Source organism: Acetobacter sp. AC2005 (assembly GCF_037901235.1).
GTDB lineage: Bacteria > Pseudomonadota > Alphaproteobacteria > Acetobacterales > Acetobacteraceae > Acetobacter > Acetobacter oryzoeni.
In genome coordinates this window covers 221,545-242,291 of the sequence record NZ_CP149627.1, presented here as the reverse complement: position 1 = coordinate 242,291, position 20,747 = coordinate 221,545, and the positions used below count along the sequence as shown (strand labels likewise).

Sequence of the window (20,747 nt, the reverse complement as noted above, 5' to 3'; positions counted from 1 at the left end):
TGTCTCCACAAAACCCGGGGCAATTCAGTTTATGGCTGCTGTACCTGACCGTGATCTGAAAAAAGTCGTGACGTCATTGTCTCTTTATCAGGATGAAATCATCCAGGCTATTGATCTACTTTTAACTGGTTTCTGAGGGAGAGCCTTGGTCGGCTTCCGCCTCATCCAAGACATTACGAACGTCGTAGAACAATCTGCAAAGCAGACAAGAACTGACCAAATGTCTGTGCCTAGATTCTGGCAGGTAGCAGAGTGGTGGCTTTTAGAAATTAATTGGTCATTACGCGCCTCCTGTGGACGACGCTGCCTGAAGAGCTAGCGGAGCATAGTATAGGAATAAGGTCTGTCTAATCGGGCCATCTTTCATTAAAGATCTAGGGCTATGTAAAGAAACGTAAAACGTAAGGGAAGAGAGCAGAAATGACAGAACCAGATAGTCTCCGTCGAGGTGGAAAATTGCCACGAGACCGAGAAGGGTATGATGTAGGTACAGTTCGTGATGGTCACGGAAATATAATAGTCCGTCGACATGGTCCCCAAGGGGATGAGGACTGGGGGATTATGAGGTGGAATATAGATCTGGGGGAATATATATTTGAGAGCTCAAATGATGAAACTGCCGCTTCGGATGGCATTAGTGGGGATGAAGCTTTTGTTTTTGGCAAGGTTGTAATCAATGCGGGTGGTACACTACCTTGTTGGATTCCTGAATAAAAAATGAAAAACCAATAATATTGGAGGAAAATTATGACGGATACATTTGATATTTATATGCATTCTATTGCTGATCGCGATAAAATTTTGGAGAATATCTCATGTGCTTTACAAAAACCGGGAGCGAGCATTTTAGTTGATCGCCATGATTTTAGTAGATTGTTCGGGTACTCAAACTTCTGTGATGGCACGAGAGGTCTCGCAGAACAGTGGTTTAATAGCCTAAGTAGAGGAACGTTCGGTCACCTCAAAATTGATTATGCTTCACGAACCTCTTGGGGGAACGACCTTTTGTGTCTGAGTGTGTATTAAGCGGTAGCTTCGTCAGCATAGTAACTCTCATAACAGCAAAAGCGCGATATAGTTATACCTGACAATAAAATAACCTCTTTATCTCTCTTTTGCTTATCCCGGCCAAACAGCTTGTCTGCTCAGTGAGTGACAGTAGACAGGCTGTAGGCGTCCTCGTCTCGGACATACATAACGATGAACAGCTTTCCGCTTAGTCGACATGAGCAGCAAGGTGTATCTCGACCAAGTTGGGTCGATAGCAGAGCATCATTTTGTGAGGTCAAACGGCAATTGCTGACGCTTCCATACCCGAAACCGGTGGTGGATAACATCTGAGCGCTGGTGCGCAGAAAATATTCTGCACATAATCTACTAGATAAATGATGGGGCAATTAGGAGCTATCAATTGGCGAACGTGATTTGGGTAAACCATGGCTGGGCGGACTACTATCAAGGAGATGCAGTAGACGGAAACTATGCTTGGATTTCCGATGGTGGCGAGGGCCACGAAGCTTTCAATTTCTTGCCCGGCACCGATGGACGATATTACGGGTATGTGCCGCCCCAGGGGCGGTATGAGGGCTCTCCACACGACGAAACTGAGAGTTTGTGGACCGTTGTGTTCTTCGCCAAGCATGGCAATCAGAAGGGGGTCCATATCGTCGGCTGGTATGAAGACGCTCAATTGGTCGGAAAAAAAATGATGGCTCGGCGTTCGTGCGCCCGGAATACAAAGAGAAAACCGGCTTTAGGCTAGACACATCAGGCCAAAAATTTAGCTATTCGATTGTAGCCGATAAGGCTTTCCTTGTTCTTCCTAGTGATCGGACAAACCCGATTTCTCATCCCAACATCAAGCAATCTAAGTATTCGTACTTACTCCGTCCCGGCGAGAAAAAGCCGGCGACAGATGCAAAAGCCGAAATTCTTTCCGAGATCAACAAGCGTCTAACGACCCTACGAAAGGTCGCTATCACCCAGCCGAACCGAAGCAACGTTAAAACCAACATTGAGGACGATTCTGATCCACTAATCAATTTCGGAACCGCGGAGCAGCGTAAGAAAGTAGAAATGGCGGCTGAGGAGGCGGCCACGACGTACCTCGACGAACTCGGCTACACCGTCGTCAGGCGTTCTGACGAGAAAATAGGCTATGATCTGCAGGCCATCCCCAAAGATGGCGGACAGGATTTGTACGTTGAGGTCAAGGGCACATCGGGAAGCATTTCTCGGTTCTTCATGACCCCGAACGAGTTGTTGTTTTTGACTGCTAAGGGATGGCGCTTCGCGCTGGTGACGGACGCTTTGACCAAACCAGCGATCGAGTTCCTAGACCGTCGGCAATTCAAGGCGCGGTTTGATCTGCAGCCGGGCGTCTGGATCGGCGCGGCCAAGGAGAATTAAGCCAGCGTGTCCGTTTTCCTTTCACATCCCAGTTCAGGGGCCCCGCAAAGATCTGCGTGTTGTCTCTCTCCTAGGCAACGCGTGAAGATCAATCGTTTGACGTCTCGTTCATCGTGTCCACAATTGAGGATTCTTTGTCTTCCATTGAACTGTTCGAGAGAGCCTGGCGAAGATCAACTTTGAGATCGGAAGCCATGCTAAATATGTATTCGACTTTACTGCCAATGATGTCGTCGAGAAGATTAACCGCCATCGAGGCAGCTGCCTCGAAGGCAACCGGATTGTCAAACACACGAGGAACCACTGCCACGTTCGTATTTACATGGGCGATGTAGCGGTTACGATGCGACACTTTAAGATCGTTAACCAACGCACGGTACGTTTTGATCTTTCTGTTAAGATCGCTGGTACGCTTGGAATCTAGGCCTTCGCGTTTCAAAGCAGCAAACAGCGTTTGGAACGATCGATTGTTTCTGGTGTCGTCATCGAGTGCTGTTAATCGACTCACGATATCCCTGACAGCACTCTCCAGCAGAACCCAGTCCACTACGAACGCCTCACGGGACATTTTCCCGAGCCCCTCGAACCGACGGCGAGTCACATATGAGTATACTGTGATCAGCAGCCAGAGGACATCTTGCTTCAAGCCTTCGCTGATTATTTCGGATGAGTCGTATTCTTTTGCCATGGAGCTCAACATCTAGGGAGGCTAGCGCTATTTCTTTGTAAACGCGAAACTCGACCGTGACCATGTGGCAGTGATGAAAAAGTGTATCGACCAGATGTCCACGCCGATGATATGGGGACCAACGACTATAACTAAGTGCGCCGCCGACGAGCCGCCCCCGCAATCTCATCTACAGCTTTTATCAAGACCGGACGTTCGCTGAAGCGTATATGGAATACTGGTTCTTGTCGAAAGCTGCTAGGAACCTGAACGGTTACGAATCTCCGCTTTTGTTCATTTCTGCCCAATAGCCGCCATTCCGATTTCCCCCCAAATCTGCCTGTCGGCTTCACCAATTCAGCAGACAGGCAGTGCTCACCTCAAGTCAGACGAGGTTGTAAGCCTTCTGTTGTATTCCTCGTGAGGCTTCCCAAATTCATAGGAACTGCGTCTTTTAAGAAGGATCTGTCATGACCAGCCTGTTTGAGCCGATTGAACTGGGAAGCATTTACGCCAAAAACAGAATTCTCATGGCGCCGCTGACACGCGGTCGGGGCACCCGTGATCATGTGCCCACCCCCATCATGGCCGAATATTACGCGCAACGGGCCGGAGCCGGTCTGATCATCTCAGAAGCGGCCGGGATCAGCCGCGAAGGTCTTGGCTGGCCGTATGCGCCGGGCCTGTGGTCGCAGGAACAGGTGGAAGCCTGGAAGCCCATCACCGCCGCAGTTCACGCCAAGGGCGGAAAGATTGTGGCCCAGCTCTGGCATATGGGTCGGATGGTTCATTCCAGCGTGACGGGCCAGCAACCTGTGTCCTGCTCGGCGACAAAAGCGCCTGAAGCCCTCCATACTTACGATGGCAAGCAGGCTCCCGAAGTCGCCCGCCCTCTCACCAAGGAGGACATTGCCCGCATCCTGAACGACTACGAAAATGCTGCTCGCAATGCCCTTCAGGCAGGCTTTGACGGTGTGCAGATTCATGCCGCCAACGGTTATCTGATCGACGAATTTCTGCGGGACGGCACCAATCATCGTTCCGACGAATATGGCGGTTCGCCGGAAAACCGCATCCGCTTCCTGCGTGAAGTCACCGAACGCGTGATCGCAACGATTGGCGCGCACAAAACGTCAGTAAGGCTGTCCCCCAATGGCGATACGCAGGGCTGCATCGACAGTCATCCAGAGCAGGTTTTTGTGCCGGCCGCAAAGCTGCTGAATGACCTCGATATCGCTTTCCTTGAACTGCGCGAGCCCGGACCGAACGGCACGTTCGGCAAGAGCGACCAGCCCAAGTTGCATGGTCCGATCCGCGAAGTCTTCAGGAAGCCGCTGGTTCTGAATCAGGACTACACACGGGAAGAAGCGATCGAGACAGTCGCTACCGGTGTTGCGGACGCCATTTCGTTTGGTCGGCCTTTCCTCGCCAATCCGGACCTCGTGCGTCGTCTGGAAGACAATCTGCCCCAGAACAAGGACGATATCCGCACCTGGTACTCGCAGGGTGCAGAAGGCTATACGGATTATCCGCTTGCTCGCTGATACCCTATTTTTCCCGCAAGTTCCTTCCAATGGAAGGAACTTGCATTTGAACTATAGAAAATATTTAGCCGCCGACGTGATACTTGTCGTGAAGTAGGCGAAATCACCTGAATAGTTCTACTCCCTGCCATGAATGTGAACACTGCGAAAGGCTGTTTTCGGTAACTCTATCCCGATAGCCGACTGTCTGTTTCCCCCCCATAGCGGTCAAAGCGCACTAATTTTGCAACATCATTTCTGCCATCCCATCCAACCGTACCTTATGTCGTTCCCAGTCCGGCATGACACGCGCCAGAAGAGCCCAGAAGGCAGGTCCATGATTGTGCTCCTTCAGATGACACAGTTCATGCAGGATCACATAATCAATGCAGTCACGCGGGGCTTTGATCAGATGCGGGTTCAGCGTGATGGTCCCACCCGGTGAGCAATTGCCCCACTGCGTCTGCATCACCTGGAGCTTCAGGGCAGGGGGCGAGGTGACCCAGAGTGCTGACGGCAGCAGCGCATCAAGGCGGTTCCGAAACACATCCTGCGCCCGCGTAAAATACCAGAGTTCCAGCAGCTTCTGAATCCGTAAGGTATCGCGTTCCTGCACGGACACCTCCAACCGTCCACGCAACATCCGCACGGTCTCTGGCGCATCAGGCTGATGATGCACTTTCAACAGATGCCGCCGCCCCAGATAGAAATGGCTTTCCCCACTGACATACATGCGTGGCGTGGCATGTTCCTGCACCGCCCGGAAGTCCCGAAGCTTCTGCCATATCCAGCGGGTTTTCTGTTTTAACGCCCGTTCCAGATCGACATCGGGGGTGCCTTCGGGAACAACCACCTGCACAGTCAGGTCGGGATGCACCTTGATGCGCAATGTCGTTCCAGGACGAGCACGGGGCAGCAGTTCCACCCGGATATGCTCACCCCCATAGGTCAGAATACGCTGGTCCTTGCCGCCCATGCTTAGCCACGCACTGTATCAGCAGGGCCAGCCCGCATGATCTGGATAACCTGTTCAATGATCTCCTGCGCCTTGTCCACGCCAAAGCCCGCTTTCTGGCCCGTGCTGAACAGGAGCGGCAGCAGTTCCTTCCTGACCGCCTTTTCCATATCCGGGCGGCTGAGGGAGTTCTCCCGCACCGCCTTGTCCACGATTTTGTCGATCTCGAACGCCAGATCAATCCAGCGCCGTTTCTCCTCATCCGTCTGCTTATGGTTGAAGATGGCAGCGAGTGTTTTGAGGAATACGCCATAATAGGCCTGCGCATGGCGGTGCCCGTCAAAAACAGACGGGATGTTCTCCAGCTTGCGGTTGGCCACCTGTTCCTCAAACTCCTGGAACAGCATGAACTGCTTGAGCGGATGATCAAACAGGCTTTCCGCTTCTGCGATCACCTTGCGCAGCAGGGCCGAGAACGCTTCCTTGGCATAGGGGTCATCCTGCATCTCGTGGTCGATCATCTTCGTCACACGGGTGCGGATCAGATCGGTCTCATTACGGGTCTTTTCTTCGCTCCAGGTCTCAGGCTGGTTGTCTTCAGGCTTCTGGCCCATCTTGCCGACTGCATAGAGCCCTTCGGATTCATGGACCTTTACACCGGCCACATGCCGGTCCAGCAGCTTTTTCACCTGTTCGGCATACTGGTCAAAATCGACTTTTTCACCGGTATCCTGCATCACCATCTGCCGCAGGCTGGTCAGTTGCTTCAGTGTTTCCTTGTAGGTGGCGCGGTCCTTTTCCGTAAAGCTGGTGTCTTCAAAGAACGCCACGGATTGCAGTGCCACCTTCAGGCACGCGGCAAACTTTGTCAGCGCCTCATAGAAATCATCCCGGCGCTTGAGGTTCACATCCACCATCTGGCCGTGCTCTTCCACCATGCGCGGCATGAGCACGGCACGAAGCTGCTGGATGTCACTTTTATTCTTCACCCCATCAAAAATGGCCCACAGGGCTTTGTGTAGGGCAGGGAGTTCACGGTATTCCGTGCTCATCTGGCTATAGAGGCCGGCAATATCCTTCGGGTCATACCCGCCGACATTCTCGGCCGCCAGTTCATCATATTTGGCCAGTGTGGTGTCCAGCTCTGCCAGGATGCCGCGATAGTCAATCAGCAGCCCGTGCTTCTTCTGGTCATGCAGCCGATTCACGCGGGCAATGGCCTGAAGCAGATTGTGCTGCTTGAGGGGCTTGTCGATATAGAGCACCGCGTTCTTCGGTTCGTCAAAACCGGTCAGCAGCTTGTCGACCACGATGATGAGCTTGAGATTGGGATCGTTCTCAAAGCGGTCAATCACATCTCGCGTGTAGTCTTCCTCGCTCTGGCTGCCGACATTCTCCTTCCACCAGCTCTGGATTTCGGGCTGCTTGCGCTCATCCACTTCCGTATGGCCTTCGCGCGTATCGGGCGGGCTCATGACGATGGCACTCTCGAACAGACCCACCTCGTCCAGATACCGTTTGTAGCGGATGGCGGAGAGCTTGCTGTCACAGGCCAGCATGCCCTTGAGATCCTTGTCGATATTGTTATCAAAATGCGTTGCCAGATCCATGGCAATCAGCCGGATGCGGTCATCCGCCTTGTAAACCTGATTGGCGCGGGCAAAACGTTTCTTGAGGTCCGTGACCTGTTCTTCGGTCAGCCCCTGTGTGATGCGTTCGAACCAGGCATCAATGGCCTCATCATTCACGTTAAGATCGGGCTTGCGTTCTTCATAGAGCAGGGGCGTCACTGTCCCGTCCGCCACGGCCTGCTGCATGGTGTAGGAGTGGATGATCTTGCCAAAGCGGTTGGTGGTCTCGCTGCCCTTGAGCAGCGGTGTGCCAGTAAAGGCGATGAAGGCGGCGTTGGGCAGGGCATGCTTCATGCGGGCATGGTTCTCACCGCCCTGACTGCGATGGCCTTCATCCACCAGCACGATGATGTCTGCACTGTCATTATGGCATTCGGGATAGCCGGTGGCAGTGTGGAACTTGTTGATGAGCGAGAAGATGATCCGCTCCTGCCCATGCCCGATCTGCTGCGCCAGACGGCGGCCAGAGGTGGCGAGTGCCTCTTCCTTGTCCTTCTTGTCCGCCAGTTCACCTCCTGTGGAGAAGGTGGTGCTCAACTGGCGTTCCAGATCCTTGCGGTCTGTCACGACAATGATGCGACACTGCTTGAGGTCGTCATCCAGAATGAGGGCGCGGCTGAGGAACACCATGGTGAAGGACTTGCCAGACCCCGTGGTGTGCCAGACCACGCCGCCTTCACGCCCGCCATCGCTGCGGCGGGACTTGATGCGTTCCAAAAGGCGTTTGATGCCAAAGACCTGCTGATACCGGGCGACGATCTTGCCGGCCTTGCGGTCGACCAGCGTGAAGTATCGCGTCATGTCCAGCAGGCGCTCGGGCGAGAGCAGGCCAATCAGCAGCCGGTCCTGATCCGAGACATGCAGCGGGCGGGAGGCCCAGTCCTCGAACCATATCCGGGCCGGGGGTTTTCGATCAGCAAACAGCGCGTCTTTCTGGGTATCCGAAAGCGGCGTGTTCTTGAGCGCCTCCATCTGGCTTTCGGGAATGTCCTCTTCTTTCCAGCTGGCCCAGAACTTCTTGGGCGTACCGCAGGTGCCGTAGCGCCCGTCATGCCCGTTGATGGACAGCAGAAGCTGGCTGTAGGCAAAAAGCTGGGGGATTTCATCCTTGTTCTGGTTGCGAATGCTCTGGGAAATCCCGGCCTCTACCGTTGGACCTTTGCCCGGCTGGCCATCGGGGCGCTTGGCCTCGATCACGGCCAGTGGAATGCCGTTGACGAAGCAGACAATGTCCGGCCTGCGGGTCTGGGTCAGATCCGTGCGCAGGACGCTGAATTCCTCGGTGAAGGTAAAGCTGTTGTTCTCCGGGTTCTGCCAGTCGATCAGAGCGATGGTCGGGTTGGCCTTGTGCCCGTTGATGAACTCGGGAATGGCAATGCCGAACAGCAGATGCGTGGTCATCTTGTCATTGGCATCGCGCAGACCGGAGACAAAATCCGGATGTGTGACGTGGGAGACCAGTGTGTTGATCGCCTGATCGGACAGGCCGTGCTCCTGTCCTTCAAACGTGAAGCGCCGTTTTTTCAGCTCCGCCCGCAGGAGTGTGTCGAGCACCACGGCATCCTGTTTACCGCCCCGCAGGGCCAGCGCCTCGGATGGTGGCAAAAACCGCCAGCCGAGGGTGCTGAGCAGGGCCAGTGCGGGAAGTTTGGCGCTGTATTCTTCCTGAAATTTGGGAGCGGGAGCCATGTTTTCAAATATCCTGTTTCTGAAATGCCTTAATCGACCTTCACGCGACGCTTGCCCGTGAGAAGCTGCTGCATCAGGGCTTTCTTTTCCTGACGCAGGCGCGAGAGATCGGATTCAATCGCTGCGATTTCTTCGTCCGCTGTGCTTAGGACAGTAGCTATGACTTCCTGTTCGGGAAGTGGGGGAGTTAAAACAGAAAAGTCCTTTAATGTTCCGAGCTTGATATATGGCATTGCCCCATGTTGTTTTTCCTTTGAAATATCTAAAGGCAAGAAGAACTCTATGAAATGTAGAAGGAAAAATACTGATATATTCGTGAAATCACTCAATATATAAGTTCTCTGATAAGCCTCGAATTTTCCGTTGTAATAATGTGTTTTTCCGACTTCTCCATTTCCTGCGATGAGTATGGCTTCGCACTCATAAGAGTAATTATTGCTAAACGTATGCTGTTTTGCACAGGTGAAAAAAGGATATTTCCCATTTTCACACCCTTCGTTTACATCTTTTTTGCCTGTTTTTATCTGGCAGAAATTAGACAGTGTCTTTTTCTTCCACGCCCCCGTGAACCCCGGCAGGCGTTTTTTGCCTGTGAGGAGTTGCTGCATGAGGGCTTTTTTCTGCTGCTGGCTGTTGGCCAGAAGCTTTTCAGTTCCCTCAATCGCACGATCCCACGTCGAGAGGATCGCCGCGATCTTCTTCTGTTCGGGGAGAGGGGGGGTTGCTATGGAAAATCGTTCTATAAAATTTTTTGGGACCCGTTTTTGTCCGGCGGATCCCTGCATATTCATTTCACCAAGAGTTCGAAAGCGCTCGGACGTCGTTATGTAGTAGATGAATTTTCCATCTGCATTGGGAGACGGACGTAAAACGTGAAATTCGGTGCTGCCAAACCCATGTGATGTTGGAAGTTTATCTAGATAGCCACCTTTCCCATTTTCGAAGCATGGCGTAATTTTGGCAACAAGAATGTCATGTTCCTGAAAGTATGAAAATCCATTCTTTTCTTTTTTAAAGTGGTGTAGTGTGACGCGAGATATTTTTGCATCATTTGATACTCCGTCCATAGAAATGAAAGAGGTTAGTGAAGCACTTTGAATATGAGGGCATTTTGGGTTCAATGTACAAAGATCACCAAGTTTTTCACTTTTCCACCCCTCAGGAAGCATAACCCAGCTCCTTCAGATAAGCGTCCATCTGTGCTTCCAGCTTTGCCAGTTCCGCCTTGATCTCCGCCCGTTCCTTGCGCACGGCGTTCAGGTCAATCTCCTCTTCTTCCTCAAACGTATCGACATAACGCGGAATGTTCAGGTTGTAGTCGTTCTCCCTGATCTCGTCCGGCGTGGCGAGGTGGGCGTATTTGTCCACGTCCTTACGGGCACGGTAGGTGTCCACAATTTTCGTGATGTTCTCTTCGGTCAGTACGTTCTGGTTCTTGCCCGCCTTGAATTCGCGGCTGGCGTCAATGAACAGCACGTCCTTCGTCTTGCGGTCCTTGCGGAAGATCAGGATGGCAGCCGGAATCCCCGTGCCAAAAAACAGCTTTTCCGGCAGCCCGATCACGGCATCCAGCAGGTTTTCCTCAATCAGCTTCTGGCGGATCCTGCCTTCCGAACTGCCCCGGAACAGCACGCCATGTGGCACGACCACGCCCATGCGGCCGGTGCGGTCTTTCAGCGTGGAAATCATGTGCAGGATGAAGGCGTAATCGCCCTTGGTCTTGGGCGGCACGCCACGGGCAAAGCGGTGATGCACGTCTTCCGCGGCGTCTTCATGTCCCCATTTGTCGAGGCTGAAGGGCGGGTTAGCCGTCACCACGTCAAAGCGCATCAGATGGTTCTTGTCATCCAGCAGCTTGGGACTGCGGATGGTATCGCCCCATTCAATGCGGTGGTTGTCCTCGCCATGCAGGAACATGTTCATCTTGGCAAAGGACCAGGTGGAGCCAATGGCTTCCTGCCCATACAGGGCGTAATCCCGGCTGCCCTTGTGGTTCTGCGTGACCTGCTTGCCGCACTTCATGAGCAGGGAGGCCGAGCCACAGGCCGGATCACAGATGCTCTCACCCGGTTGCGGGTCCAGCAGACGGGCCAGCAGTTCACTCACTTCCGGCGGGGTGTAGAACTCGCCCGCCTTCTGGCCACCGCTGGCAGCAAAGTTCTTGATCAGGAATTCATAGCCATTGCCGATCACGTCCAGATTGCCCACGCGCGAGGGACGCAGGTTCAGGTCCGGTTTGGCAAAATCTTCAAGCAGATGCCGCAGAACGGTGTTTTTCTGCTTTTCATCACCTAGTCTATCCGAATTGAAGCTGATGTCCTGGAAGACGCTCTTGCCTGCGTCTTTCAGTTTGGTGCCATTGGCTTCTTCAATGGCGTGCAGCGCCTTGTCAATCCGCTCGCCATTGCCTGGGGTGTTGCGCTCTTTATAGAGTGTGTAGAAATCGGCACCTTTCGGCAGAACAAAGCGTTCCTGCGCCATCATGGCTTCAATCAGTTCGGGATTGTCGCCATATTCCTTTTTGTAAGTGTCATAATGATCCTGCCACACATCGGAGATGTATTTCAGGAACAGCATGGTCAACACGTAATCGCGATAGGTGTCAGGGCTGACAGTGCCACGGAATGTGTCACAGGCGTTCCACAGCGCCTTGTTGATGGTGTCTTGTGAAATCTGCTCGGTCACGAACTCAAATCCTGTTTCAAAACGTCAAGGGAGTGTCAGCCCGCCAGAAGGTCTCTGGCAAGCCCAGTCATGATCTGCTGGTTGGTCTGGCGCAGGCGGTGCAGAAGATCTTCCTCGCGCTGCATGGCGTTGGCCAGACCCACAATCTGTTCCTGTCGGGGCAGGGGAGGCAGCACAACGGGCGTGGCCTCCAGCACCGGCCGGGCAATGTTGCGCACAAGGGTGGAACTCTGGGCGTTCTGTTCCAGATGCCGCTGGGCTGGCTCCTGATTGAGCCACCATGCCAGATAGGCGGGCAGCACATTCGGATGCATTACGCGCAGAAGGAAGAAGTGCGGGGCCGCAACGGCCTGAAGGCTGCCGATGCTCTCATTAACCAGAACTGCCAGTGACACATTGCCACGGGCCGGAAAGAGAATATCACCCGGACGCAGCCAGTCGGGTTCACGCCGACCGGCTACCTCGGTGCGCACGCAGGACGTCCAGTCCACTCCTGAAGAGGAGGTGTCCCGCATCTGCACGACAGCTGTTTCAACTCCCGCAACGGGGTCAATCCGTCCTCTGAACGGGTGCCCCGCCGAGATGCTGGCGACTGCCACTAAATCCATTTTCTGTGCGCCATTTGGTTTCATGTGATTGTGGTAGGCGATCGGGAGGGCACCGTCAACAGGTTTTTGCCATTAGCTTTCGTGCAGAGAAACGCTCCCGAAAATTTTGTCTTTATGGGGTAATGACGCGTCATGACGGTGTCACTTGGGTGTCATTTCTATCGCACCTTTGGTGCTCTCTGAGAGGCCGGAATGACGGCGTCATGACGCCACCTTAAATGGTAATCCCCCCATTTTTAGTGGGGCATTGAATGAGACTTCAGGCAGCTGTTTTTAGTTTCTGGGCGGGGGTTAGCCCGCTGTTCCCCATGTTGGGTCTGTCATGGTTATATGTCCAGAGCCATTGTGTTGCGACCTCCTGCACGTCCTGAATGCTTTCAAACAAATACTGCTCCAGCCATTCCTGCCGGACAGTTCTGTTGTAGCGTTCAATAGAGGCGTTCTGCTGCGAATTACCCGGTTGCGTATAGATCAGGGTAATCCCCTGTTTTTCGGCCCATGAAACCAACGTATGACTGACATATTCAGGGCCATTATCCATTCGGATGGCTTCTGGCCTGCCACGCCACTCCATAACCTGTTCCAGACAGCGGACAACCCGACAGGCTGGCAGGGAAAAATCAACCTCGATCGCCAGTCCTTCACGATTGAAGTCATCCAGAATGTTCAGGAGCTGAAAAGCACGTCCATCCATCAGCCTGTCCGCCATAAAATCCATGGACCAGACCCTGTTGGGAAGGGCCGGAACCGACAGCTTTTCAGGCTTTTCGCGAACCAGACGCCTGCGGGGTTTAATCCGCAGGTTGAACTCCAGTTCCCGATAGATCCGATAAACCCGCTTATGATTCCAGAGCTGTCCCTGCACATTGCGCAGATACAGGAAACACAGACCAAATCCCCATCTCCTGTGAGCCTGGGTCAGTCCCACCAGAAGAGCGGCAATCCTGTCGTTCTCCGCTGCCAGTCGCGGACGATAGCGAAAGCAGGTCTCGGATATCCCAAAAATCCGACAGGCCAGCGCAATGCTGACCCCATGATGCGCCACAGCCTGTGCGGCCAGTTCCCGGCGCTGGGCTGGCCGCTTCATTTTTTTCCAAGGGCTTCCTTCAGGATATCCGTCTGCATGCTCAAATCCGCATACATGCGCTTCAGCCGACGGTTCTCCTCTTCCAAAGCCTTCATCTGACTGATCATCGAAGCATCCATGCCGCCATATTTCGCGCGCCACCGGTAAAACGTGGCGTTGCTAATCCCATGCTCCCGGCACAGGTCAGGAACCGGGACACCGCCCTCAGCCTGGCGGATCACACCCATGATCTGGGCGTCACTAAAGCGATCACTCTTCATCAGAATCTCCTCAATTCTTACGCTGAGAAAATTCTCATTCAAAAGTCACTCTTTTTATGGGGGGATTACCCTACTTCGTCGAACCAAACCTTTCTGGTCGCGCGGCAACCCGGCCTGAGACCTATCGGTCCTTCGGTCTCCGGTTTCCCATGAAAAAGCGAAGCGACACAAAAGAGCAATTTAAACGCAGGGTTTCCGGCCAGCAGGAGAAAGACACCCCCGGTGTACAACAGGAAGGCGCTTACTGGCTGCTTGGTTCGAATGCAACGCAAGCCGGGTCTCTTCATTGCGACCTCTGGCGCGGGCGGGCGATTGACCTCGCCTTGCATGATGCTATTGGGGTCTATCCTGTTACCGGCTGGTGGAAAACTCATCCCGGTCAGAAGAGGTTCAATGACAAGGGGCGTTATGCTTTGGTTGTTTCAATTTCCGCACCTGGACATAATGTCGATATGCATGCTGAGATTAGTGCCATCGTTGCCGCCAAGATAGCCTCGATGGTCACTTCGTAACCATTGGCTTGAGAAGTATGGTGGATTGCTTCTGAAGTTTCTTTGCGCATTGTCCTTTAAGTGCCGAGTATTTTGCCGTCTGTGAACGCCTCTTTTCTGCCGTTTCCGCAACCGATCAGGTTTCTCGAATGTAGACATCAGCATCGACCATCTTTCGCTTCATTTGTACCAACAGCTGTGATACATATGTGCATACACGCAAGGAGGCTTTGTATGTCTGCTGTTACATTCCGGGTAGATGAAACGCTGAAGGCAGCCGCAGTTAAGAAGTTGTCGGCTCAAGGCATTTCACTTTCTGACGCACTGCGCGATACGCTCGCGTATATTGCTGAAACGGGTCGCTCTCCCGTCAAGCGGAGGCTTGTCACAGACGAGGATGCGGAGCTTATCGAGATTGTGCGCGAACGCCTAAAAAACCCTGCCCAAAAGCATCGTATGACTTTTGCAGAGCTTAAGAACCGTCATCGCGAATGAAAGAGTATTGTCTTGAATTCGACGACAGAGCACTCAGCAGAGTGGGATGCTCTTGACGGCAGCGTGCGTAAGAAATTTGAAAAGAAGCTGGAAAAGCTGATCTGGAACCCTCACTCTCCAGGAAACGAACTGCATCGCGACCTATCAGGGTTTTATAAGATCAAGCTTCTGAAAGATGGTTACCGCCTTGTTTATCAGGTCATCGACGAACGGATCGTCATCTATGTAATTGCCGTTGGCCGGAGAGCCGATAATGAGATTTATGAACTGGCTTCGAAGCGAACAGAGTGAATTTACTTTCTTGGTAGAAAGTCAGCTCCCGCCTCATGTCGGTCATACAGTTGGTCAAATCGCTTTCCGTATAGCAGACACGACCATTACAAATTCCACTTGCCATCGAGGTGGCTATAAAGATGTCGGCAGCGTCGAGAGAGCGATCGGAGATAGTCGCATGCTTCACTACCTAAATTCTTAAAATGGATGAAGCAGATTTTTCAGCGGGCGATATCCGCATCATACAGGCGATGGCTGACTTCCAAATGGCCCTCAGCGCGCTCGACTTCGTTTCAGAGGTCAGTCCTGATGAACCGATTTCGCGGATCGAGCGTCGGCGCCTACGATGCTTTGAGGACGCCGCTGTCGTCGCATACTGGCGACCATTTTCCTACTCAAATGGGCTGCCAAAGCTCACGCTGGAGACGTTAGGCATCACGGCTACCACCGAGCAGTTGACCCTCCACGAGCGGCTGAAGGAGAGGCGTAACAAAGTCATTGCTCACACGGATGTCGATCGTATGCGCCTTGTGCTCAGCACATTCAGAGTGTCTGAAGATTCAGAAATCATGATGCCTCAATATAATTTCGACGATGCGCTAGAATTCTACCCGAACCTAGATACATTAATCATGTGGATACGCATCCTACATCAGGCCGCTACCAGAGCGATTTTCAAGCGCGTGCAAGGGCGGCGAGAGATTCATTTCAAGCGCGACCACACCGACCAAGGTTAGCCGAAGGCCCCTCTCTCACCGCTTTTGCAGACCGGCGGCTTTCGCGTAACGATGCCCCAAAGCCGACCTTCAGTTTACCCCCCAAACCAGCCCGTAGCGCTCCAGCAGATCGTCAATCTCCGTTCCGTGCGTCAGATGCCGGATCAGCCCCGACGCCGGTACCTTCTCTCCGTCCCGCAGTTCCGCTGCCGCCTGTAGCAGCATCCGGACATCGAAAATGCCGCCCGACACTTCCGGCACAGCCCGCCTGACGCCACACAGCGTATAGACCGCCTCCATCGCCGTGCGGACGGAATATTCCGTGGTGAAGACCGTATCGCGTGGCGTTTCGGTGAACTGCCCCAGAAAGGCCAGGTTGACGCTTCCATCCGGCACCACGTTCGGCCGGTCCGCCGGTGCGCGCGGCATGAACTGCGCCGTGATGAACGGCATCATGCACGGACGCGTCGTCGCCCCTGTCGCTGCCATATCGTCGATCTGGTCCATCGGCACGCCCATATGGAACAGCCACTCACGGGTGATTTCCTCCCCCGTGCAGTCCTGCATGGGCTTTTTCACGTAATCACCCGGCACGTCACTGAACAGACCATAGAGCCAGGCCACCACCTGACTTTCGGGCTGCCCTTTGAAATGGGGCTGACGGCTGACCACCCAGCTCATCAGCCAGGATGAATCGGCAATCGTGACCGGGCCACCCGTGATGATTTTCCCAGAAAACGGATCACGCCCCGTAATCCGCTTTACAAGCTCAGGAATCCGCGCATCCCGGGTCGTAACGGTTGCCGACAGCCAGCGGGATTTTGTTGTATCGCCACAGAAAACATCCGGGTTGCCGAATGCGGAATCCTGCGCTGCGATATTCCGCCAGAGCTGCCAGATGCTCCCCTCTTCGATAGCCGTGTCAATCGGCGCAGGTGTATGATGGTCGCCCCAGCGCGAATTCTCCACCATGGAACCGTTGGTCACGAACACCAGTTCCTCTGGCCCAAGATCAACACCGGCGGACGCGCCATTGTCCAGCCAGTCGAGATGGGTCGCAACTTTCTTTCCGCCAGAAACATCAACAGCAACATTTGTCACCTTCACGCCATGACGGAACACGACGCCCTGATCGGCAAGCCATGTGGCCAGTGGTTGGCTCAGGGATTCCTGTTGGTTGTATCTGGTGAACTTCAGCGTATGCAGATCCTTCAGTCCGAGAATCTGATGCACGAACCGTGCGAGGTAACGCTTCATCTCAATAGCGCTGTGCCAGGTCTCGAACGCAAACATCGACCGCCAGAACAGCCAGAAGTTCGAAGCCATGAAATCGCCGGACAGCACATCCGCGATCGTCTTTCCCGCCAGTTCGTCCTCATCGGTCAGAATGAGGGTAATGATCTCGCGTCGCGCCTTTCCCGTGAGCGTCAGCCTGTCACGATCAGCGAGGGGCTGCCCTTGATTACACATGGCGCGGATCGGACTGGTGGATGGATCGGCCTGATTGACCTGCCAGACCTCATCCAGCACCGATGCGCCGGGAATTTCCAGAGACGGAATGGAACGGTACAGATCCCACAGACACTGGAACTGCTCTTCCATCTCCCGACCGCCGCGGATCAGCCAGCCGGTCTCCGCATTCCCCGCTCCGTCCAGCGCGCCGCCGTCGCTGTCCGAGGCTTCAAGAATGGTGATGGCTGAAGGCGTCATGCCTGCATCCCGGATCAGGAACGCCGCCGCCGCCATGCCCGCCAGTCCTCCGCCCACGATCCACGCTGACCATCCTGCCATATCCTGTGGCGCAGGGGGTTGGACAAAAGCCTCATAATTGCTGTGGGCATATCTCATGGCGCGTGTCCTTTTCCGGAAAAGGGCCGATGGCGGGCGGCATTGCTATTCATACGACCCCCAATGACCCGATCTGTCCTTGCGATGTATCAAGTGCTGTAAACAGGAATACCTCTCCCCGCAAGAGGGGACCGGTGCCGGTTTATGCTCCACCACAGGCTCATGCGACAGCGCGCCCGGCAGGGAAAGGCAGGCCAGAAGCCCCGCCAGAACCAGAAGAAACAGACCGGACCACCAGCCATACAGAAAGGCGCCGGCCACGCCGCCCAGCGTGAAGGACAGCACGATGGCGGCATGCAGACCCAGGCGTTCGCGCGTACCGGTCCGTCGGGCCGGGTCAACCGGATGGAAAAACCCTTCCAGCCAGTCCGCCAGTTCCAGCCCCACATCGGTGAGCATTCCTGTCATATGGGTGGTGCGGACACGCGCCCCGGAAATGCGTGTGACCGTGGCGTTCTGGAGCCCCATGAGGAAACTCAGCCCGTAGGCCAGCACCGGATCCCGTGGCTGGGCCGAAAACAGAAAATCCACAGCCCCCAGAAGCCCAAGCAGGCAGGCTTCCAGCAGAATGCTCCGTGCGTAGATCGACGGCAGGTTGTGGCGACGGCCCGCATTGACCAGCAGCGCGGACAGCACCGCGCCGGCGACGAAGGCCAGTATCAGACCGCAGCAGGACAGGACCAGTTCCATGCGCCCTTCATGCAGGCCACTCGCCAGTGCGGAGACATTGCCTGTCATATTGGCCGAATAATAGCCTACGGCCAGAACCCCGGCAGCGTTCACTGCACCGGCGATGGCCGCCAGCGTACAGCCCAGACGCCTGTCGATGCTGGCGTTGCGCTCCGAGCCCTCGTGAACAAGCACCTGGAGGGATCGAAGAACCGTTTGTCGCGTTTCCCTAGATGATGACAAAGATCACATTGACGCTGCTTCGGGCCGTTTTTTGAAGCCTAATTGACTGCAAAATGTTCCCTCATTCCTGACAAAAAATACCCTGGTTGATTGCACTTGAATCTGTACGAACGACCGTTGGCACGCGCAGGTGGCTTGGCCACCTTTGCAAACGATCGTTTACGAATGTCTTCTTGAATTGTAAAAATGGACTCAGAAGGAGCTGGAGGGTTCGAAAAACCTTTGACTGAGTGCTCTTGTGCGTGATTTCAGGTTCCTTATCCTGATTTTTGCTCTGCGATTTGAGCAGACCGGGGAGTATCGCCACCGGGGTGACTACGTGCCCGCATTCAACCTCTCGAGGAAGAGGAAGCGGCGCATGTTGTAGACAATATTGGCCAGGCCGATCCTCATTGTGGCCCGGGTGATACCCACTGTTCGGACGAACAGCCCTGTCTGTGATTTCTGATCGGCAAAGACATGCTCGACACGCGAGCGGATCACCGACTTCCCTGCATTGGACCGTTGGATATGGCGTGGCATAGGCTTGAGATGCGGCTTTTTCCTGTGAACCTTCGACGCGGAAATCTCACAGAAGGGTTGTACATCGGGTTAGATTATGAAAAAGTCTATTTTGTGTAAAAGAAATTTTCGTAAGCTATAAGAAAACCCGATGCAGACAGAGTGTAGCGCAGGCGCGTATGAATTTCCAGCCTCCTGTGGACGGCGTGTTGTGGCCCGTTTTGACGGGGGTCGCATGAGTTCGGATGGGGGCGTCATTCTGGTGAAGCAGGCTGATGACATTCTGGGTCTCAGCCGCCGCTTTGCTGCCTGTTTTCGCGATAAGCGGCATCCCGGCTTTGTGGAATACCGGGTTGAAGACCTTGTCCGTCAGCGGATCATGGGCCTGGCACTGGGCTATGAAGATCTCAATGATCACGATGCCCTGCGGCATGACCTGATCTTTGGTCTGGCCTCGGGCCGTCTGTCAGGAGGCCGGGCAAACTGCGCAGCACTGGCAGGAAAATCCACGCTGAACCGGCTGGAGCGCAGTGGCCACAAGGCAGATCGTTACTGCCGCATCATTGCTGATCATGAGGCCCTGGCTACCCTGTTCGTCACGCTCTTCCTTGACCAGCATGAGCACGCACCCGCCCGGATCGTTCTGGATGTGGATGCCACCGATGACCGTATCCATGGCCATCAGGAAGGCCGCGCCTTTCATGGATATTACGGCCATAACTGCTATCTTCCCCTGTATGTCTTCTTCTGTGATGGGGTGGACGGCTCCCAACGGCATCGCGATGTGCCAAGGTGAAGTCGTTGCAGAATTCCCAGAGGAGGCCACCCATGGAACAAATTATCCGTATTGGCATGGACACGTCAAAAAGTGTTTTCCAATTGCACGGTGTAAACGCGAAGGAGCAGCCTGTTTTGCGCAGGAAGCTATCCCGCCGGGAGATGGTAAAGTTTTTTGAGAAACTGCCCCCGATTGAAATCGCGATTGAGGCCTGTGGCGCCTCCCATTACTGGGGGCGGGTGCTCTCGTGTCTGGGACACACAGTGAAGCTGATCGCGCCGCAGCTCGTGAAGCCTTATGTCAAGCGCGGGAAAAACGATGCCGCCGACGCGGAAGCCCTCTGTGAAGCGATGAGTCGGCCTACAATGCGGTTCGTCCCGCTCAAGAGCGAGGAAGAGCAGGCAGCGTTGATGCTGATTGGAATGCGGGCACGACTTATCCGGAACCGCACACAGCTCGCCAATACGATCCGGGGATATGCTGCCGAGTTTGGGATCACGGCGCCCAAAGGCATGTGCCGGATTGAGGCACTCCTTGATCGGATCGCTGCGGACGAAAGCCTGCCCACATTGACGCGCGAGTTGTTTGCCCTTCACGCAAAGGAATATGCTGAATTGCAAGGTGAAATCGAACAGCTTGAGGGCAAGGTGATGGCATGGCACCGCGCCAACGAATGCAGTCAGCGTCTTGCGAAAATTCCGGGCGTTGGCCCGATCGGCGCAGCGCTGCTGATGATGAAAACGCCTGATCCGCATCTGTTCAAATCGGGTCGAGCCTTTGCGGCCTGGATCGGATTGACGCCCAGGGATCACTCAACCGGTGGAAAAACAAGGCTTGGCAGAATCACACGCGCTGGCGATGAGGTCTTGCGAAGCACGCTGGTGGTTGGCGCGACCGCAGTCGTGTCGCATGCCCGGCGGACCAATGGGAAGAATGCCTCATCTTGGTTACGTGAATTGCTGGAGCGCAAAAAACCGAAACTCGCAGCGGTGGCCCTTGCCAATAAGATTGCGCGGATTGCCTGGAAACTGATGGTCAGCGGCGAACACTATAAGCGCCTTCTGCAGCAACCCGGCGCAGCTGCTGTTTGAGCTTAGCCTGGCACGATGCGCTGACATTTGACGCTCTCGTGCCGAGCTGAGGTCGTGGCTTGCAAGTAATAGAGCAGATGGTGTGATCGATCGATCCATGGCGTGAGAAAACCCGTGGCAACCAGTGG

17 protein-coding genes and 4 pseudogenes are annotated in these 20,747 nt (G+C 54.3%); 11 read left to right on the top strand and 10 right to left on the bottom strand.

Annotated elements, in window-relative coordinates:
- Positions 1-25: 25 nt before the first annotated feature.
- From QQM41_RS14870 to QQM41_RS14855, 4 genes and pseudogenes are all read left to right on the top strand, one after another.
- Positions 26-136: pseudogene (locus tag QQM41_RS14870) on the top strand (plasmid maintenance protein CcdB); the annotation flags it as partial.
- Positions 137-420: 284 nt separating this feature from the next.
- Positions 421-714, top strand: a complete 294-nt coding sequence (locus QQM41_RS14865; RefSeq protein WP_124298041.1) for a hypothetical protein — start codon at positions 421-423, stop codon at positions 712-714.
- Between the two features lie 697 nt (positions 715-1,411).
- Complete coding sequence (locus QQM41_RS14860; protein WP_124297963.1) at positions 1,412-1,762, top strand: hypothetical protein; 351 nt, start codon at positions 1,412-1,414, stop codon at positions 1,760-1,762.
- Positions 1,723-2,409 (top strand): DUF3883 domain-containing protein, encoded by a 687-nt coding sequence (locus QQM41_RS14855; protein WP_339078242.1) that lies wholly within the window; start codon positions 1,723-1,725, stop codon positions 2,407-2,409. Before QQM41_RS14860 ends, QQM41_RS14855 begins: the two co-directional genes overlap by 40 nt.
- An 88-nt stretch (positions 2,410-2,497) precedes the next feature.
- Here QQM41_RS14855 and QQM41_RS14850 read toward each other — a convergent pair whose 3' ends face one another.
- Complete coding sequence (locus QQM41_RS14850; protein ID WP_124297961.1) at positions 2,498-3,097, bottom strand: hypothetical protein; 600 nt, start codon at positions 3,095-3,097, stop codon at positions 2,498-2,500.
- Between the two features lie 449 nt (positions 3,098-3,546).
- On the opposite strand from QQM41_RS14850, the gene QQM41_RS14845 reads away from it, so the two are divergent.
- Positions 3,547-4,620, top strand: a complete 1,074-nt coding sequence (locus QQM41_RS14845; RefSeq protein WP_339078241.1) for an alkene reductase — start codon at positions 3,547-3,549, stop codon at positions 4,618-4,620.
- 217 nt (positions 4,621-4,837) lie between these two features.
- On the opposite strand, the gene QQM41_RS14840 is transcribed toward QQM41_RS14845, so the two are convergent.
- The 6 genes from QQM41_RS14840 to QQM41_RS14815 form a co-directional block, all read right to left on the bottom strand.
- On the bottom strand, positions 4,838-5,575 hold the full coding sequence (locus tag QQM41_RS14840; protein WP_339078240.1) for a SprT family zinc-dependent metalloprotease: 738 nt from the start codon (positions 5,573-5,575) through the stop codon (positions 4,838-4,840).
- A 2-nt stretch (positions 5,576-5,577) separates the two neighbouring features.
- Positions 5,578-8,874 carry an HsdR family type I site-specific deoxyribonuclease gene (locus QQM41_RS14835; RefSeq protein ID WP_339078239.1) on the bottom strand — a complete coding sequence of 1,099 codons (3,297 nt, stop codon included), beginning with the start codon at positions 8,872-8,874 and terminating at the stop codon, positions 5,578-5,580.
- Positions 8,875-8,903: 29 nt separating this feature from the next.
- Positions 8,904-10,043: a restriction endonuclease subunit S gene (locus QQM41_RS14830; RefSeq protein WP_339078238.1), complete on the bottom strand. Its 1,140-nt coding sequence runs from the start codon at positions 10,041-10,043 to the stop codon at positions 8,904-8,906.
- Positions 10,033-11,559 (bottom strand): type I restriction-modification system subunit M, encoded by a 1,527-nt coding sequence (locus QQM41_RS14825; RefSeq protein WP_339078237.1) that lies wholly within the window; start codon positions 11,557-11,559, stop codon positions 10,033-10,035. The genes QQM41_RS14830 and QQM41_RS14825 overlap by 11 nt, the downstream gene beginning before the upstream one ends.
- Positions 11,560-11,594: 35 nt before the next feature.
- Entirely contained in the window at positions 11,595-12,191 is a 597-nt protein-coding gene (locus QQM41_RS14820; protein ID WP_339078236.1) for a restriction endonuclease subunit S, read from the bottom strand.
- A 235-nt stretch (positions 12,192-12,426) separates the two neighbouring features.
- Positions 12,427-13,514, bottom strand: a protein-coding gene (locus QQM41_RS14815; RefSeq protein ID WP_339078235.1) for an IS3 family transposase whose coding sequence is annotated in 2 segments (ribosomal slippage) — positions 12,427-13,253 and positions 13,253-13,514 — 1,089 coding nt in all. Because the reading frame shifts where the segments join, the coding sequence is not laid out codon by codon here.
- A 149-nt stretch (positions 13,515-13,663) separates the two neighbouring features.
- Between QQM41_RS14815 and QQM41_RS14810 the strand changes: the two genes are divergently transcribed.
- The 4 genes and pseudogenes from QQM41_RS14810 (at position 13,664) to QQM41_RS14795 (ending at position 15,510) form a co-directional block, all read left to right on the top strand.
- Positions 13,664-14,026 (top strand): hypothetical protein, encoded by a 363-nt coding sequence (locus QQM41_RS14810; RefSeq protein WP_012813198.1) that lies wholly within the window; start codon positions 13,664-13,666, stop codon positions 14,024-14,026.
- Positions 14,027-14,239: 213 nt separating this feature from the next.
- Complete coding sequence (locus QQM41_RS14805) at positions 14,240-14,500, top strand: type II toxin-antitoxin system RelB/DinJ family antitoxin (protein WP_003618686.1); 261 nt, start codon at positions 14,240-14,242, stop codon at positions 14,498-14,500.
- A pseudogene (locus QQM41_RS14800) lies at positions 14,497-14,791 on the top strand (type II toxin-antitoxin system RelE family toxin). Before QQM41_RS14805 ends, QQM41_RS14800 begins: the two are co-directional and overlap by 4 nt.
- Before the next feature lie 185 nt (positions 14,792-14,976).
- Positions 14,977-15,510 (top strand): hypothetical protein, encoded by a 534-nt coding sequence (locus QQM41_RS14795; protein WP_006117365.1) that lies wholly within the window; start codon positions 14,977-14,979, stop codon positions 15,508-15,510.
- A 69-nt stretch (positions 15,511-15,579) separates the two neighbouring features.
- On the opposite strand, the gene QQM41_RS14790 is transcribed toward QQM41_RS14795, so the two are convergent.
- The 3 genes and pseudogenes from QQM41_RS14790 to QQM41_RS14780 form a co-directional block, all read right to left on the bottom strand.
- A complete protein-coding gene (locus QQM41_RS14790; protein WP_006117366.1) occupies positions 15,580-17,337 on the bottom strand; it encodes an oleate hydratase in 1,758 nt (585 codons plus the stop codon).
- Between the two features lie 45 nt (positions 17,338-17,382).
- Positions 17,383-18,201 (bottom strand): YoaK family protein, encoded by an 819-nt coding sequence (locus tag QQM41_RS14785; RefSeq protein WP_006117367.1) that lies wholly within the window; start codon positions 18,199-18,201, stop codon positions 17,383-17,385.
- A gap of 363 nt (positions 18,202-18,564) precedes the next feature.
- Positions 18,565-18,807, bottom strand: a pseudogene (locus QQM41_RS14780) (IS5/IS1182 family transposase); the annotation flags it as partial.
- Positions 18,808-18,901: 94 nt separating this feature from the next.
- Between QQM41_RS14780 and QQM41_RS14775 the strand changes: the two are divergent.
- Both QQM41_RS14775 and QQM41_RS14770 read left to right on the top strand, forming a co-directional pair.
- Positions 18,902-19,504 (top strand): annotated as a pseudogene (locus QQM41_RS14775) (IS1380-like element IS1380A family transposase); the annotation flags it as partial.
- A gap of 74 nt (positions 19,505-19,578) precedes the next feature.
- Entirely contained in the window at positions 19,579-20,619 is a 1,041-nt protein-coding gene (locus QQM41_RS14770) for an IS110 family transposase (RefSeq protein WP_012813095.1), read from the top strand.
- The last annotated feature ends 128 nt before the right edge of the window (positions 20,620-20,747 follow it).